General features: G+C 41.0%; 15 protein-coding genes. 7 read left to right on the top strand and 8 right to left on the bottom strand.

Going from position 1 to position 14,877, the window contains the following annotated elements; all coding sequences use genetic code 11:
• Positions 1 to 5: 5 nt before the first annotated feature.
• Both frr and pyrH read right to left on the bottom strand, forming a co-directional pair.
• Positions 6 to 569: a ribosome recycling factor gene (gene frr / locus M2448_RS05985; protein WP_280645416.1), complete on the bottom strand. Its 564-nt coding sequence runs from the start codon at positions 567 to 569 to the stop codon at positions 6 to 8.
• Positions 570 to 636: 67 nt separating this feature from the next.
• Positions 637 to 1,347, bottom strand: a complete 711-nt coding sequence (gene pyrH / locus M2448_RS05980; protein ID WP_280645417.1) for a UMP kinase — start codon at positions 1,345 to 1,347, stop codon at positions 637 to 639.
• A gap of 145 nt (positions 1,348 to 1,492) precedes the next feature.
• Between pyrH and M2448_RS05975 the strand changes: the two genes are divergently transcribed.
• From M2448_RS05975 to M2448_RS05955, 5 genes are all read left to right on the top strand, one after another.
• Entirely contained in the window at positions 1,493 to 2,134 is a 642-nt protein-coding gene (locus M2448_RS05975) for an energy transducer TonB (RefSeq protein WP_280645418.1), read from the top strand.
• Positions 2,135 to 2,185: 51 nt separating this feature from the next.
• The gene (locus M2448_RS05970; RefSeq protein ID WP_280645419.1) at positions 2,186 to 2,869 is read left to right on the top strand and encodes a hypothetical protein; all 684 of its coding nucleotides are present in this window, start codon (positions 2,186 to 2,188) and stop codon (positions 2,867 to 2,869) included.
• 77 nt (positions 2,870 to 2,946) lie between these two features.
• Complete coding sequence (locus M2448_RS05965) at positions 2,947 to 3,726, top strand: peptidylprolyl isomerase (protein WP_280645573.1); 780 nt, start codon at positions 2,947 to 2,949, stop codon at positions 3,724 to 3,726.
• A gap of 38 nt (positions 3,727 to 3,764) precedes the next feature.
• Positions 3,765 to 4,103: a cupin domain-containing protein gene (locus M2448_RS05960; RefSeq protein WP_280645420.1), complete on the top strand. Its 339-nt coding sequence runs from the start codon at positions 3,765 to 3,767 to the stop codon at positions 4,101 to 4,103.
• Positions 4,104 to 4,119: 16 nt separating this feature from the next.
• Positions 4,120 to 4,683, top strand: coding sequence for an NUDIX hydrolase (locus M2448_RS05955; RefSeq protein ID WP_280645574.1), 564 nt, complete (start codon positions 4,120 to 4,122; stop codon positions 4,681 to 4,683).
• Positions 4,684 to 5,027: 344 nt separating this feature from the next.
• Here M2448_RS05955 and M2448_RS05950 read toward each other — a convergent pair whose 3' ends face one another.
• The 4 genes from M2448_RS05950 to M2448_RS05935 all read right to left on the bottom strand — a co-directional run bounded on the left by M2448_RS05950 (position 5,028) and on the right by M2448_RS05935 (position 10,472).
• On the bottom strand, positions 5,028 to 5,531 hold the full coding sequence (locus M2448_RS05950; protein WP_280645421.1) for a pyridoxamine 5'-phosphate oxidase family protein: 504 nt from the start codon (positions 5,529 to 5,531) through the stop codon (positions 5,028 to 5,030).
• 92 nt (positions 5,532 to 5,623) lie between these two features.
• Entirely contained in the window at positions 5,624 to 8,179 is a 2,556-nt protein-coding gene (locus M2448_RS05945) for an adenosylcobalamin-dependent ribonucleoside-diphosphate reductase (protein ID WP_280645422.1), read from the bottom strand.
• Between the two features lie 335 nt (positions 8,180 to 8,514).
• Positions 8,515 to 9,267 carry a C4-type zinc ribbon domain-containing protein gene (locus tag M2448_RS05940; protein WP_280645423.1) on the bottom strand — a complete coding sequence of 251 codons (753 nt, stop codon included), beginning with the start codon at positions 9,265 to 9,267 and terminating at the stop codon, positions 8,515 to 8,517.
• A gap of 110 nt (positions 9,268 to 9,377) precedes the next feature.
• On the bottom strand, positions 9,378 to 10,472 hold the full coding sequence (locus M2448_RS05935; RefSeq protein ID WP_280645424.1) for a Nif3-like dinuclear metal center hexameric protein: 1,095 nt from the start codon (positions 10,470 to 10,472) through the stop codon (positions 9,378 to 9,380).
• Between the two features lie 99 nt (positions 10,473 to 10,571).
• Between M2448_RS05935 and M2448_RS05930 the strand changes: the two genes are divergently transcribed.
• Positions 10,572 to 11,255, top strand: a complete 684-nt coding sequence (locus tag M2448_RS05930) for a YARHG domain-containing protein (protein ID WP_280645425.1) — start codon at positions 10,572 to 10,574, stop codon at positions 11,253 to 11,255.
• Positions 11,256 to 11,293: 38 nt separating this feature from the next.
• Here the strand turns inward: M2448_RS05930 and dnaJ are convergent, their stop codons facing one another.
• Together dnaJ and M2448_RS05920 are read right to left on the bottom strand one after the other, a co-directional pair.
• On the bottom strand, positions 11,294 to 12,433 hold the full coding sequence (gene dnaJ / locus M2448_RS05925; RefSeq protein ID WP_280645426.1) for a molecular chaperone DnaJ: 1,140 nt from the start codon (positions 12,431 to 12,433) through the stop codon (positions 11,294 to 11,296).
• 14 nt (positions 12,434 to 12,447) lie between these two features.
• Positions 12,448 to 13,002 carry a nucleotide exchange factor GrpE gene (locus tag M2448_RS05920; RefSeq protein WP_280645427.1) on the bottom strand — a complete coding sequence of 185 codons (555 nt, stop codon included), beginning with the start codon at positions 13,000 to 13,002 and terminating at the stop codon, positions 12,448 to 12,450.
• A gap of 1,287 nt (positions 13,003 to 14,289) precedes the next feature.
• Between M2448_RS05920 and M2448_RS05915 the strand changes: the two genes are divergently transcribed.
• The gene (locus M2448_RS05915; protein ID WP_280645428.1) at positions 14,290 to 14,853 is read left to right on the top strand and encodes a transposase; all 564 of its coding nucleotides are present in this window, start codon (positions 14,290 to 14,292) and stop codon (positions 14,851 to 14,853) included.
• The last annotated feature ends 24 nt before the right edge of the window (positions 14,854 to 14,877 follow it).

Below are 14,877 nucleotides of genomic sequence, written 5' to 3'. Positions count from 1 at the left end.
TTAAATTATACTGTCAATATTTCTTTTTCTTTTGCAGCAAACACTTCATCTATCTTCTTGATATATCTGTCGTGAAGTTTCTGCATATCGTTTTCAGCATCCTTACCCATATCTTCCGCAACACCGTCTTTTACGGCTTTTTTGATAGAATCTATTGCATCGCGGCGAGCATTACGGATACTTACTTTTGCATCTTCTGCTTCTTGTTTCGCCTGTTTTACCAGTTGTTTACGACGCTCTTCGGTCAGTGGCGGTATGCTAAGGCGGATTACTTCCCCGTTATTGTCGGGCGTAATTCCTACATCCGAGTTAAGGATCGCTTTTTCAACTTCTTTCAACATCTGTTTTTCCCAAGGTTGTACAATTATCGTACGCGCATCGGGCGTATTGATAGATGCGACACCACTTAGTGGGGTAAGGTTTCCGTAATAGTCGAGTTTGATACCGTCCAGAATGCGCGGATTAGCTTTTCCAGCACGAATATGAGCCAGCGATTCATCTAAAAACTCAACGGAAGCCTGCATTTTCTGCTCTGCTTTTTGTTCGATCTGCTTTAGGTCTGTTGCCATAATTTATATATTTTTAGTTTCAATATTTCATTCTGTTGTTAACTGCTGACTGATAACTGTTAACTGATTATGCATGCACATACGTACCGATATTTTCACCTTTCATCAATTTTTCCAGATTACCGGGGGTATCCATATCGAAAACTACGATAGGCAGATTATTTTCTTTGCACATAACGGTAGCCGTCATATCCATCACCTTCAGTCCGCGACTATATACCTCATCGTATGAAATGGTATCGAACTTGGTTGCTGTAGGATCTTTTTCCGGATCGGCTGTATATACACCGTCTACGCGGGTTCCTTTGAGCATTACATCGGCTTCTATTTCTATACCGCGAAGCGAAGATCCCGTATCGGTAGTAAAAAACGGATTGCCCGTACCACACGACAGGATAACAACTTCACCGCTGTCCATTGCTTCTATGGCTTTCCATTTGCTGTAAATTTCTCCTATTGGCTCCATACGGATGGCTGTCAGCACACGAGCTTTTTGTCCCATAGCCACCAGCGCCGAACTCAGTGCAAGGCTGTTGATCACCGTAGCAAGCATCCCCATCTGGTCTCCCTTCACACGGTCGTAGCCTTTAGATGCTCCGCTAAGTCCGCGAAAAATGTTTCCGCCACCGATAACGATGCTTATCTGCACACCCATATCTGCTACAGTTTTTATCTGCTCGGCATACTCATTCAATCGGTTTACATCTATACCGTATTGTTGTTCCCCCATCAGGGATTCCCCGCTAAGTTTAAGGAGGATTCTTTTATATTTTACCATGCTATATTTTATAATCAGTACAAATCTAGTATATTTTACGAAATAATGAAAACCTATCATTGTATTACATTCAAAAAAGGCAGGTAAGCATTATGGAAAATCAGACCTTATCTACTCTATTATCATATACTATAAATTCAAGGCTATGAGAAAACCGCTCTATTTTACAGTTTGCGTTATAATTACAAGTGTGATCTTAGCTGCTTCGTGTACACAAAAAACCGAACCGGAAGCTTTTTCTCATCTTGGGGAAAACAGGATTGAGCCACTGGCTAAATATATTGAGGGAAATAATACAGATTCGTTTGCGAGCCTAGATGAAATCCTCCACCATATGAAACACAATCCTGCCACAATTATTGATCCTAAAATGAGTATTGAATTTGTTCCACCTACGATAGAACCTGATATTGATCCTGACCTACCAAGTCCTAAGGAGTATGAAGAGATGGAAATACAGAAAGAAAAGAAACCATACATGAGCGTAGAGCAAATGCCGGAATTTCCGGGAGGGCGGGAAGCCTTAAAAGAATATATATACAGCAATCTTCATTACCCTCCGATATCAGCAGAAATGGGAATAGAAGGACGCGTAACTCTACGAATGGTTATTACTAAGGAGGGAGATATAAAAGACATACATGTAATAAGAGGCGTATCTACCGAATTAGACTTGGAGGCAGTACGCATTGTAGAAAGTATGCCAAAATGGAAGTCGGGAAGACAAAACGGAGAAGCAGTGGATGTGTATTTTTATATACCGATAGTATTCAGAATACCTCAATAAGGCTAAAGACAAACCGAATAAAAACAGTACAAAGAAATTTACGTATATTTGATGCTCGAAAAAGCACCGGATATGATCGGATTATTTATAGGTTTATTCTTGATTGTAATTATTTCACTATGTGTTCTTGTTGTGATTATCGCCATCTTCTGGGCGGTGGTAAAATGGGGTGATAAGAAAAACCGGAGTATAGGATGCCTTACAGTTATCCTTTTCTTCATTCTCACAATAATCTGCTGTGGTTACTTCGGTAATAGAATTATGAATTCAGTTTCTGACCTTATCTGGGGGTTCCCTGATTCTCCGTATATGGATAGCCTGAAAAGCGTACAACCCATAGACCGGCAAATACCTAAAGAGTTTTTCACTAAAGCCGGAATTTATGATTATTACCGTATGCCACTTGTATATCCCTATTCGATGAATGCTATCAATGACCTGGATTACGGTTATATAGACAACGAGGAAGGGAAAATATACAGAGCAGAAGATACAAATAAAAACAGACAGGTAATGGATTCCATCGCTTCTTTTTCGTTTAACAAAGAGATACTTATAGCACAAAGAAAAACTACTGTATCCAATTTTAGACTACTGCATTTTAAGACAGGCGAAATTGAAGAATTTGACAATGACTCTACAATGAAAATAAAAGCATATCAATACGGACTGGATACAATAAGACCGATGATAACTGTAGACGAATATTATACTAAGTTCCTCAAAAAGCAATAAAACAACTACTTTTGCCTACTAAAATAAACAGCATGAAGAAATTATTTATTATCCTCCCCATATTATTTATAACAACAATGTGTAGCAGCAAACCGAAAGAACCTGTTGTAGTGATACAAACCAACTACGGCAACATAAAAGTAAAACTGTATAACGAAACCCCGATCCACAGAGATAACTTTCTGAAAAAAGCAGAAGAAGGATTTTTTAAAGACCTGACTTTCCACCGGGTGATCAAAGACTTTATGATACAGGGCGGTGATCCCGATACGCGCAACGAAGCTGATAGTATAAAAACCGATTCGGCAGAAAACAAGGTAATGGGAGATACAATCCCTGCCGAAATAAGATTTCCTCAACTCTTCAACAAACGCGGAGCATTGGCTGCCGCCCGTTGGGGAGATGCCGAGAATCCGACTAAAGCATCGGATGCTTCACAATTCTATATCGTAACAGGAGAACTCATTTTTGACGAAAAGCTGAGTGCTATAGAGAAGCAGCGCTTCGAACGATTGAAGCAAAACATCTATAACAAATTGCAATCGGCAAATATGGATACGATAAAAGCCTTGTATAAAGAAGGAAATCGTGCAGGCATCACCGAACTGCGAACCCAATGGCAGGAACAAGCTGAAAGGGAAGCTAACGAGCAAAAAGCCGAAACTATGTATAGTGACGAACAACGCGAACTCTATAAGACCAGAGGAGGTGCACCTCATCTGGATGGAGAATACACAGTCTTTGGAGAAGTAATAGAGGGCATGGACATTGTAGACAAAATACAGAATGTAAAGACCAACGAAAAGGACAAGCCTCTGTCGAAGGTGGTAATGAATATCGTTGTTTTAGAAAAATAAGGTGTAGACCTTTTTATTACTTTTTAAGCACAACCAATATGAAACAAAGTAAAGAATTCCTCTTACATAAAGAAATCGCTGTGGAGACAGTAGGAAACGGCGTCACCCGCCAGATATTCGGCTACAACAGCCAGATATTACTGGCAAAAATAACATTCGAAAAAGGGAGTATAGGCGATGTGCATCAACATCCTCATGTGCAGACATCATACATCGAAAGCGGAAAATTTGAGGTAATGATAAATAACAGCAAACAGATACTCGAAAAAGGTGACGGTTTTTTTGTACCGGGTGATACCGATCATGGCGTTGTTTGCCTCGAAGCAGGAGTTATAATAGACACCTTCACTCCGGCAAGAGAGGATTTCCTCAAATAATTTATAGAAAAAGATGATGAATAAAACAGACGATAAAGCATGGAAAGTGCTGAAAAGCGAATACCTATCGCGTGAGCCTTGGTTTACGGTAAGGAAAGAACATGTACAACTGCCTAACGGTAACGAAATACCAGACTACTACATACTGGATTATCCTGATTGGGTAAATGTAATTGCTATCACCAAAGCAAAACAGTTCGTTCTGGTCAGACAATACCGTCATGGCTTAGGTTATACTTCGATGGAACTCTGCGCGGGTGTTGCCGAAAAAGAAGACCCCTCGCTGGAAATATCGGCAAGACGTGAACTGCTGGAAGAAACAGGATATGGCAACGGGAACTGGTCTTTACTGACAGAACTGTCTGTAAATCCCGGTACACATACCAATATGACCTATTGTTTCCTGGCTACCGATGTGGAAAAAATATCGGAACAACACTTAGAAGCGACGGAAGACATCACAGTTCATCTGCTGACAACAGACCAACTAATAGAGTTACTCAGAAAGGATGGTATAAAGCAGGCTGTACAGGCGGCTCCGCTATGGAAATATCTGGCAGAGAATCATCTGATACCTTAGAGCTACCAATGAGTCCTATGAGTTACCACGCCTTTTAAGGCGTGAGTTGGGAGTAACCTCTAAAAAGACTTTAGTCAAACTTGTTTGACTCCATCTATTCTACGAATTCGGCTACTTAATCTGACGTGAGTTCGATATAAAAATAGTATGTAATCAATTGTTTTCCAAAATATATGATGTAAACTTCGTGCCCTTTGTGGTTTTTCTTTGTGTCCTTTGTGGTAAAAGAAATAAGATTTAACCACAAAGAGCACAAGGTTTTACACAAGGCTCACAAAGAAAATATATAACTAGCTGATATTTAGATACTATTATTTCGAACTCACGTTAATCTGATACCCTGATCAGAATTCAGCCTGATCTTTATAATTGCGGGAATTAGGGTGCGGCACGCCAAAGATTTTAGATGAAATATCTTCAATCTCTACTTTCCATACCCGTACATTGTGAACGGCGGGCTCAGAATATGTAAAGGTACGGCTACTATAATGTTTCATTATAATATCCAGCGCTTTTATCTTTTCGTTAAAGTCTTCTTCAAAGACAACCTTCCCGCGACAGATAACACTGCTGCCTTTCATGCGGTAACTACAGGCCACCTCTTCATTCTGATAGGTAAGCGCACTCTCAGTGCAAAACGTAATGCAGACCGACGGGTTTTTCTCCAAAGCTCTGATACTACCGCCTTCCTGTGCCGAGTGCAGATATATAACATCGTTGGTATAACCGAAATTCATCGGTATTACATAAGGCATCCCGTCAGTATCGATCATGCCGACATAACAAATGGTATTCTTCGAAATAATTTCTTCTATCAAATGGCGTTCCTCAACGGTTACCGTCATCATAATATTCGTGTTTTTTGGTGTTCGCAACAAAGATAAAACAAAAGCGGGAACGATAAAAACGCTCCCGCCCGGCTTTATATAAATTATCTATATTATCCGCATTTCGATGCACCACAGTTGGTACACTTCATACAACCTTCCTGATAGATCAGCGTCTCCAATCCGCAGACAGGACATTTCTGACCTTTGGCTTCAGTCTCGTTAGGCAGATACTTTTTCAAGGCACGCTCAACACCGTTTTTCCATGTATTGATGGTTTCGCTGTTCAACTCAAGTCCCTGTACCAGTTTCACCACCTGATCGATAGGCATTCCGTAACGAAGTACACCGGATATAAGCTTGGCGTAGTTCCAGAACTCGGGGTTAAACTTACTGTTCAGTCCTTCTATTGTAGTCTTATAACCTCTCTTATTCTTGAACTGGAAGTCGTAAGAGCGTAGCCCCTCATCGTTCAGTGTCTTAATGATCACACCATGGTTTACATTCTTGGGCAGCATCAAGCCTTCATCATCATCGGAGAGTCCGGTGAATATCTCGTATGGACGACCATCGAGCAGTCCGATGAAAGCAATCCATTTTTCTTTATTGTTCTGGAATTTGATCACATCGGCAGCCAGTTCGCGTGGACGTTCCTGCACGATCTGAGGACGTTCGTAGCAGTCTCCGCAATCGTCTTCCTCTGTGCCTGTCTTCTTATCACTATCGGCAGACACCAATACTCCTGCACGCGAGCCGTCACGATATACGGTACAACCTTTACATCCGCTCTTCCAAGCTTCGATATAAAGATCGTTTACAAGATCTTCCGACACATCTGAAGGCAGGTTGATAGTAACGCTGATAGAGTGGTCTACCCATTTCTGGATACGTCCCTGCATTTTCACCTTTTGCAACCAGTCTACATCATTAGATGTAGCCTTGTAGTATGGCGATTCGGCAACCATTGCATCTACTTCCTCGTTTGTATATCGTTTGGCTGTAGGATATCCCTTGCTCTCCATCCATGTTACAAACTTATGGTGGAACACAATGTATTCTTCCCAAGAGTCTCCGTTTTCATCCACAAAGTCTACACGAACATCCTTATCGTTCGGGTTTACCTTACGGCGGCGCTTATATACCGGCAGGAATACAGGTTCGATACCCGAAGTCGACTGCGTCATCAGACTGGTAGTTCCGGTAGGCGCTACAGTAAGACAGGCAATGTTGCGGCGACCATATTTTTCCATGTCTTTATACAGCTTCGGATCGGCTTCTGCCAAACGGTTGATAAACGGATTGTTTTTCTCACGCTTGATATCAAATATTTCGAATGCGCCACGTTCTTTTGCCAGATCGACAGACGAACGGTAAGCAGCCAGAGCCAGTGTACGATGTACTTCTTCGGCAAAGGCTGTAGCTTCTTCTGTTCCGTAGCGGAGTCCCATAGCAGCTATCATATCGCCTTCGGCTGTGATACCTACCCCTGTGCGGCGTCCTTGAAGTGTTTTCTTACGTATTTTTTCCCAAAGGTGTCTTTCCGGACCTCTAACCTCGTCAGTTTCAGGGTCGGCATCTATCTTTTCCAGTATTTTCTCTATCTTTTCCGATTCGAGGTCGATGATGTCATCCATGATGCGCTGAGCCAGCCCAACATGCTTTTTGAACAGTTCGAAGTCGAAATAAGCATCTTTCTGGAAAGGATTTACCACATACGAGTATAGGTTGATCGCCAACAGACGGCAGCTGTCGTACGGGCAAAGCGGTATCTCGCCACATGGGTTTGTAGATATAGTCTTGAATCCGAGATCTGCATAACAGTCAGGCACAGACTCTCTGATAATAGTATCCCAGAACAGCACTCCCGGCTCGGCTGATCTCCACGCATTGTGTACAATCTTACGCCATAGTTGATTTGCTTCTATATCTTTCACATATGTAGGGTTATCAGAGTCGATCGGATATTGCTGTGTATATTTCGATCCGTCAACAACAGCTTGCATAAAGGCATCGTCGATACGGACAGATACGTTAGCACCTGTAACCTTACCCTGCTCCATTTTGGCATCTACAAACGATTCGGAATCGGGATGTTTAATAGACACACTCAGCATCAGTGCTCCGCGACGGCCATCCTGCGCTACTTCGCGGGTAGAATTGGAATACCTTTCCATAAAAGGCACCAAGCCTGTAGACGTCAGCGCCGAGTTTTTCACCGGAGAGCCTTTCGGACGAATATGAGACAGGTCGTGCCCTACCCCTCCACGTCGCTTCATCAGCTGCACTTGTTCTTCATCGACACGTATTATGGCTCCATAAGAGTCTGACGGACCATCCATACCGATAACGAAACAGTTAGATAACGATGCGATCTGGAAGTCGTTGCCGATACCTGTCATCGGGCTTCCCTGCGGCACAATGTACCTGAAATGATCGAAAAGATCATACAGTTCTTTACTAGACAGTCCGTTTTCGTATTTCGCTTCTATACGGCCTATCTCATTAGCTAACCGCCAATGCATATCTTCGGGGGATTGTTCATAGATATTCCCCAAAGCATCTTTCAATGCGTACTTGTTAACCCACACCTTCGCGGCCAATTCATCGCCGACGAAATAATCTAATGCGGCATTATACGCCTCATCGAAGGTATAAACCTTTCGTGCCATTTGCTTTATAATTTAGAGGTAATTAATTCGGGTAAAAAATGTGTCATTAAATCCTTTTGCAATATTAGTCAATAAGTAAACATTACACAAATTTTACAACTGTATTTTTTAAACAAAAGCAAAAGTTTTCCATTTTATTTTTTAAATAACTAATAATCAAATATATAATTTTTTGAAAAAGTGAAAAAGTTTTCCATTTTATTTTTTAATACAAATAAGATTAAAAACAAAGTTTCCAATATAAAGTTCATAAAAAAGCATAAAAAAATGATCGGAAAGGCTGCTTTTAACCTTTCCGATCAATGATATATTTTTATAAAATTCTCAGCTGAAAATTATTCAGCTCCTACCAGTTCAGGGTCTATCATTATACGTCCACAATATTCGCAAACAATAATCTTTTTACCGATCTTGATATCCATTTGTTTTTGTGGTGGAATCTTATTGAAGCATCCTCCGCATGCACCACGCTCGATCATAACTACTGCCAGACCGTTACGGGCACTTTTACGGATACGTTTAAATGCCTGCAACAAACGAGGCTCTACTTCCGATTCTATATCTTTTACTTCTTCACGAAGCTGCTCTTCCTGCTGTTTTGTTTCCGAAACGATGCCATCCAACTCTTCTTTCTTCTGTGCAAGATCGGCAGAACGCTCCTCGAGGAACGATTTGCTTTTTTCTACCTGTTCAGTCAGATTCTTAGAATCCTGAGAAAACTCACGTACACGTTTATCGGACAATTCGATCTCCAATGTTTCAAATTCGATCTCCTTACTCAGATGGTCAAACTCGCGGTTGTTGCGCACATTATCGAGTTGCTCTTTGTATTTTTCTATTTTCAAAGCGCTATCTTTAGCTTTCTGCTTCTGATGAGACACAGCCGTTTCTGAATCTTTCAGTTCTGTTTCATACTTCTTGATACGTGTTTCAAGACCGATTATCTCATCTTCAAGATCGGCTACCTCCAGCGGCAACTCGCCTCTTAATATTTTAATATTATCTATTTCAGATAATTTTTGTTGCAGGGAGTAAAGCGTTTTCAGCTTATCTTCAACTGTAACTTCTTTTTCTTGTTTCTTAGCCATAATTATTCTTGTTATAAATTGTTGTCATAAAAAAATGCAGTAATCAAATAGAGCTTATTCTACTTGTTTACTACATCATTTATAAGAAACGGGAGTATATCACCGTCTGATTATAAATAGTTTACCGGATTCACATCGAATCCCGACATATAGACTGCAAAGGTAGGATATTTTTTCGAAATAATATCGAAAAATATATTCTTTGTGAAAATTTCAGATTCATAATGCCCTACGGCTGCCAGCAATAACTTATCTTCCACATCGTAGAAGTCGTTATATTTAGCTTCACCTGTTATAAAAACATCGGCACTGTAAGATATAGCCTTAGGTATGAGGAATGCTCCGCTACCACTACAGATAGCGACATCACGCACAGGCTTGCCCCTTAGTGGCGAATGCTGTATTACATTCAGGTGGAACGTATCTTTCAGCATATACAGGAAGTCTTCTTCTTCCATTTCTTCGGGTAAGATACCGACAACACCGCTTCCTGCTTTTTCCCATACATTGGTCAGCGCATAGAAATCATAAGCAGGCTCTTCGTAAGGGTGTACTGAAATAAGCGCCCGCAATACCTCTGATTGCTTATAAGCAGGCAATATGACTTCAATACGGGTTTCGGGCTCAATGTGCAGCTCGTTTATTTCCCCCACATACGGGCTTGTGTCTTCTCCTGCCCTGAATGTGCCTTCTCCCATTACATTGTAGCTACAGGAATCGTAATTACCGATATGCCCTGCCCCTGTATTAAACAGGGTATTACGTACCAATTCGGCATGCGAATGGGGAACAAAGGTCACAAGCTTGAGCAGCTTATCTTTTTGGGGATCGAGTATTCTTACATGTTGCAGCCCCAGCATATCGGCCAAATATCGGTTTATTCCCTCCGAAGCATTATCGAGATTGGTATGGGCGGCATACACAACGATATCGTGTTTGCAGGCTTTTATCATACAACGTTCGATATAGTTTTTACCTGTAAGGGATTTGAAACTGCGGAAAGCCAGCGGATGATGTGCTATGATCAGATTACAATTCCTTGTAATGGCTTCGTCTACTACCGCTTCCGTTACATCTATACAGACAATTGCGCCTTTGGCCTCCTGATTGACATCTCCTACCTGAACACCACTATTATCGAATCCTTCCTGTAAAGGGATAGGGGCAACCTGTTCTATCGTATGCAGAATTTCTTTTATTTTCATATCCTTAAGCTTTTTCCTGTCTCAAAGATAAAGTTTTAAGCAAGAGATATGAAATTTTTGATTAATATTGCATATTAAATAATGCAAACACAGAATAATATGAGAAAACTTATTTTAACCGGTAGTCTGATATTACTTTCCCTCACAGCCTTTTCTCAAGGCAGGTTTGACTTCACCTCAGAGCGATTAAATATATCTAAACTAAGTAAGATATGTGATGATGAACTGAAATGGATGCGGAACGAAATATACGCCCGCAACGGATACAAATTCTCTAACAAAGAGATACAAGCGCATTTCGAGAACTATTCGTGGTACGAACCTGTGAGTGACAACAATCAGGTAAAACTCGGCAAAACCGAACAGGATAATGTAACCATATTGAAAGCCGAAGAAGAGAGAAGAGAAAAGCGTGCCAAAGCCATCAAATCTTATTTCGGAGAACTAAAGAAGGGTGTTTTAGCTAACAACTCGGCGTATGCCTTATTAGAGGGTAGCCAACGCGCCCTGTTGATAGATATACTGAACAGAATACAGATAGATGACATAACCTTCTGTGGACAAAAGGGATTATATCAGGTATCTATCGACAACGGACAGTCCGTCAGCAATTATTACCTGAAAGTTGTAAACCAAGATATCATGTTGGGTTATCTCAACGAAGACAGCCCTTTCTTATATGAGGACGACGAAAGGGAAATCGGCGGATTCGGTTACTGGTGGGAGTTTGATATAGATGATAATAATACAATTACCTATCTGCAACAGAACGGAGCAGGATAAAAAAAGAGCAACCAATGAGTTGCTCTTTTTTATATTGCTTAATCAAACATTTTCCGAAAATGACTGAATATCTTTTCTTTTACCGATTTGCTGGGTTGGAAATTCGGTGAGTTTTCCAGTCCTGTCAATGTAGACTTTTCACTATCGGTAAGATTTTCGGGAATATATACGCTTATATTTATAAGCAAGTCTCCCGTACCGTAACGGTTAATGCTAGGCAAGCCTTTGTTTTTCAGTCGTAATACCTTACCCGGCTGCGTACCCGCATCTATGGTCACTTTTACCTTGCCGTCTATGGTAGGGACTACTACATTGCCGCCCAGTGCAGCGGTAGACACACTCAGCAGCAGATTGTAGACTACATCGTTATCGTCTCTGAAGAGTTCCGGATGTTGTTCTTCCTCCACTACGATCAGCAGGTCTCCATTAACCCCTCCATGACGGGCAGCATTTCCTTTACCGCTCATCGAAAGCTGCATTCCTTCGGCAACTCCGGCAGGTATATTTATTGTGATTACTTCTTCTTCGCGAACAATGCCTTCTCCGGAACAGTACGAACATTTTTTCGTTATATTTTTGCCTTCACCATTACAGGTAGGACAGGTAGACTGTGTCTGCATCTGTCCCAGAATGGTATTCATCACTCTTGTTACCACTCCCGAACCTTTACAGGTAGAGCAGGTTTCGTAGGCTGTACCATTATCAGCTCCTGTTCCTTTACAGTGCGAACAGGAAACAAATTTGTTTACTTTTATTTTTTTCTCTACACCCGAAGCAATGTCTTTCAAAGTCAACTTCACTTTTACGCGCAGATCGGAACCTCTGTTTACACGAGGGCCTCTCGATCCGCCAAAGCCACCGAAACCGCCACCAAAATGTCCACCGAAAATATCTCCGAACTGGGAGAATATATCGTCCATAGAGAAACCGCCGCTGTGTCCGCCAAAACCACCGGGTGCTTCATGCCCGTATCTGTCATATTTTGCGCGCTTTTGTTCATCACTCAGTATTTCGTATGCTTCGGCTGCTTCTTTAAATTTTTCTTCAGCCGCACTGTCTCCCGGATTTTTATCGGGATGATACTGAATTGCCTTTTTGCGGTATGCTTTTTTTATTTCTTCGTATGTCGCTGTTTTAGTGACTTCAAGTACCTCGTAATAGTCTCGTTTAGTTGCCATCGGTTTTTATTACTTTATTTTGCTACAATCACTTTAGGGTAGCGGATTACTTTATCGTCGAGGGTATAGCCTTTCTGCACACTGTCTACTATCTTATCTTTATCCTCTTCTTTTTGTGCCGGAACTGTAGTAATAGCCTCATGCCGGTCTGTATCGAATGGCTGTCCTATTGTTTCTATTTCTTTTACCCCGTGCCTGCTGAGAAAGCCTAAAAATTTGGTATAGATAAGATCTACACCTTCTTTTACAGCTGCAATATCTTCTGTTTTAGAGATATTTTCCAGTGCCCGTTCGAAGTCATCTACTACAGCAATAATATCTATCAGCACCCTCTCACTACCCGACTTCAACAATTCTGCCTTTTCTTTCAGTGTACGCTTGCGGTAGTTATCAAATTCTGCATTCAAGCGCAGATAGGAGTCATTCAGCTCATTGTATTTTGTCTCCCAATCGGTCACATTGTCATTTATATCGGCCACAGGAGTTTCTTCTGTCTGATTATTTGTCATATCCTCTGCTCCGGCAATATCGTCTCTCACCGGATCTTCATTCGTAAATTCCTCTTTCATATCTTAATAAATATTTTGTATTCAATATATTACAAAGAAAACAGAAGTAAATCAACCTCTATATGACTCACTTTCTATATATTTTCTCTCAAACCTAATGCAAAAGGCTTGCCAAAATTAGTAATGTAAATCGAGATATGGTTCTTGTATTTATAAAAAACACCGATTAATGTTTGAAAGTGTATATGATAAATGTTCTAATTAACGTGAGTTCGAAATAATAGTATCTAAATATCAGCTAGTTATATATTTTCTTTGTGAGCCTTGTGTAAAACCTTGTGCTCTTTGTGGTTAAATCTTATTTCTTTTACCACAAAGGACACAAAGAAAAACCACAAAGGGCACGAAGAAAAACCACAAAGGGCACGAAGTTTACATCATATATTTTGGAAAACAATTGATTACATACTATTTTTATATCGAACTCACGTTAATTATAGGTTCAATTTCATTAGTCGTTTTCTTACTGCGCGCAATCACAGATTGCTTGCCTCACTTTGCCCAAAGCCGCAAAGTAAGCAAAGCGCTTTAGCGCCACGCTTCATAGTACGACCCGTTACAGGGCTTAAAGGCTAAATGAAAAAACTCGCTCTGGACATTCCTAAAATATGAATCTTTTGATAAGCTCAAACAGGTTTTCATTTTACGCCTTTCTCACCCTACGGGTACCCCGTCCATAAAGCTAACGGCGCAGGCTAACGCACGATTAAGAGACGACTTGTCTGCCTTATCATCGCATTGCGATCCTGTGCATTAGTTCCGCAGGGAGCACTAGCCTTTTGTTTCATTTTGGGCAATGCTAACCAACGGTCACAGGAGCAAAGCGTATGTAAAATGAAAAACAAGCACAGGAGTGCGCGTTAGTAATGGGCTAAACTTATAGTGATAAATGCAAATAGCAGTTATGTTTAAGATAATTAGAACATTTTTAGATTATACTGAGTCGTACGATATGACTTATATTAAGGAAGGATAAGTGGAGAAATGAAAGTGGAGAAGAAAGTTATATAAAAAAGAAAAGGTTGTCATCACGACAACCAATCTTCATTGTTAACCTTAAATCTAATACCATGAAAAACACAGTACAAAGATATGACATTTTTATGTTATAAAACATATTTTTGATAATTTTCTTCATAAAAAGAATCTATTAAGATATAGATTACCCTTATAGAGCATATGCATTATCATAGATTGTGATCCCTGTCATATGTCCAGTTACCTTTTCATCCTTTTCAAACAACTTTATCAATACCGAAAAAGTATTCACTAAAAAATTTTGAAAGCATGAAATACAGCGATAGACTTGTTGAAAAAATAGTAAAACTGATAGAACAGGACAGCTACACCATCACCGAAATTTGCAGAACCCTGAAACTGACTACCAAAACCTTCTACGATTGGAAGAAAACCCGTAGCGATTTCCGCCGAGCCATAGAAGAAGCCGAAGACCGCCGCGACGAAGCCCTTGCCACCCTTGTGCGCCACTCCCTGCGCGACCAGCTCGAAGGCTACATAGAAGTTACCGAACGCATCACCTACGAAGACGATGGCTGGGGCGGCGAGAAAATAAAGAACCGCGTGGTGACCAAACGCAAGCGTGCACCGGGAGCACATGTGATGAAACTCGTACTCGACCGTCAGGACAAGAAGCGTGAAAAGCAAAAAGAAACCGAACAGACCAGCAGGCCTTTTGTCCTAAAATTCCCGAAAGATGCCGATGTGGAAGCCTCCACACAGATGGTGAATAAATTTCTGGATAAGGTGACAAGCCCACAGCCCCACGAAATCCGTCAGCAGGACAATGGCGAGACTGACGATGACGACAGATACACAACGGTAATATTATAAGCAGCCCTTCCAAACCTCCCCATA

Origin of the sequence: Dysgonomonas sp. PF1-14, from assembly GCF_029892965.1 — a bacterium.
Lineage (GTDB): Bacteria > Bacteroidota > Bacteroidia > Bacteroidales > Dysgonomonadaceae > Dysgonomonas.
Note: the sequence above shows the minus strand (reverse complement) of the source record. Positions and strands in the feature narration are given on the sequence as shown.

Bases quoted from the DNA above. Each gene is read 5' to 3' on its own strand.
- M2448_RS05955 (WP_280645574.1), top strand. From the start codon at position 4,120: ATGAATAAAACAGACGATAAAGCATGGAAAGTGCTGAAAAGCGAATAC.
- pyrH (WP_280645417.1), bottom strand. From the start codon at position 1,347: ATGGTAAAATATAAAAGAATCCTCCTTAAACTTAGCGGGGAATCCCTG.
- M2448_RS05915 (WP_280645428.1), top strand. From the start codon at position 14,290: ATGAAATACAGCGATAGACTTGTTGAAAAAATAGTAAAACTGATAGAA.
- M2448_RS05945 (WP_280645422.1), bottom strand. From the start codon at position 8,179: ATGGCACGAAAGGTTTATACCTTCGATGAGGCGTATAATGCCGCATTA.
- M2448_RS05970 (WP_280645419.1), top strand. From the start codon at position 2,186: ATGCTCGAAAAAGCACCGGATATGATCGGATTATTTATAGGTTTATTC.
- M2448_RS05950 (WP_280645421.1), bottom strand. From the start codon at position 5,531: ATGATGACGGTAACCGTTGAGGAACGCCATTTGATAGAAGAAATTATT.
- M2448_RS05965 (WP_280645573.1), top strand. From the start codon at position 2,947: ATGTGTAGCAGCAAACCGAAAGAACCTGTTGTAGTGATACAAACCAAC.
- M2448_RS05975 (WP_280645418.1), top strand. From the start codon at position 1,493: ATGAGAAAACCGCTCTATTTTACAGTTTGCGTTATAATTACAAGTGTG.
- frr (WP_280645416.1), bottom strand. From the start codon at position 569: ATGGCAACAGACCTAAAGCAGATCGAACAAAAAGCAGAGCAGAAAATG.
- M2448_RS05940 (WP_280645423.1), bottom strand. From the start codon at position 9,267: ATGGCTAAGAAACAAGAAAAAGAAGTTACAGTTGAAGATAAGCTGAAA.
- dnaJ (WP_280645426.1), bottom strand. From the start codon at position 12,433: ATGGCAACTAAACGAGACTATTACGAGGTACTTGAAGTCACTAAAACA.
- M2448_RS05920 (WP_280645427.1), bottom strand. From the start codon at position 13,002: ATGAAAGAGGAATTTACGAATGAAGATCCGGTGAGAGACGATATTGCC.
- M2448_RS05935 (WP_280645424.1), bottom strand. From the start codon at position 10,472: ATGAAAATAAAAGAAATTCTGCATACGATAGAACAGGTTGCCCCTATC.
- M2448_RS05960 (WP_280645420.1), top strand. From the start codon at position 3,765: ATGAAACAAAGTAAAGAATTCCTCTTACATAAAGAAATCGCTGTGGAG.
- M2448_RS05930 (WP_280645425.1), top strand. From the start codon at position 10,572: ATGAGAAAACTTATTTTAACCGGTAGTCTGATATTACTTTCCCTCACA.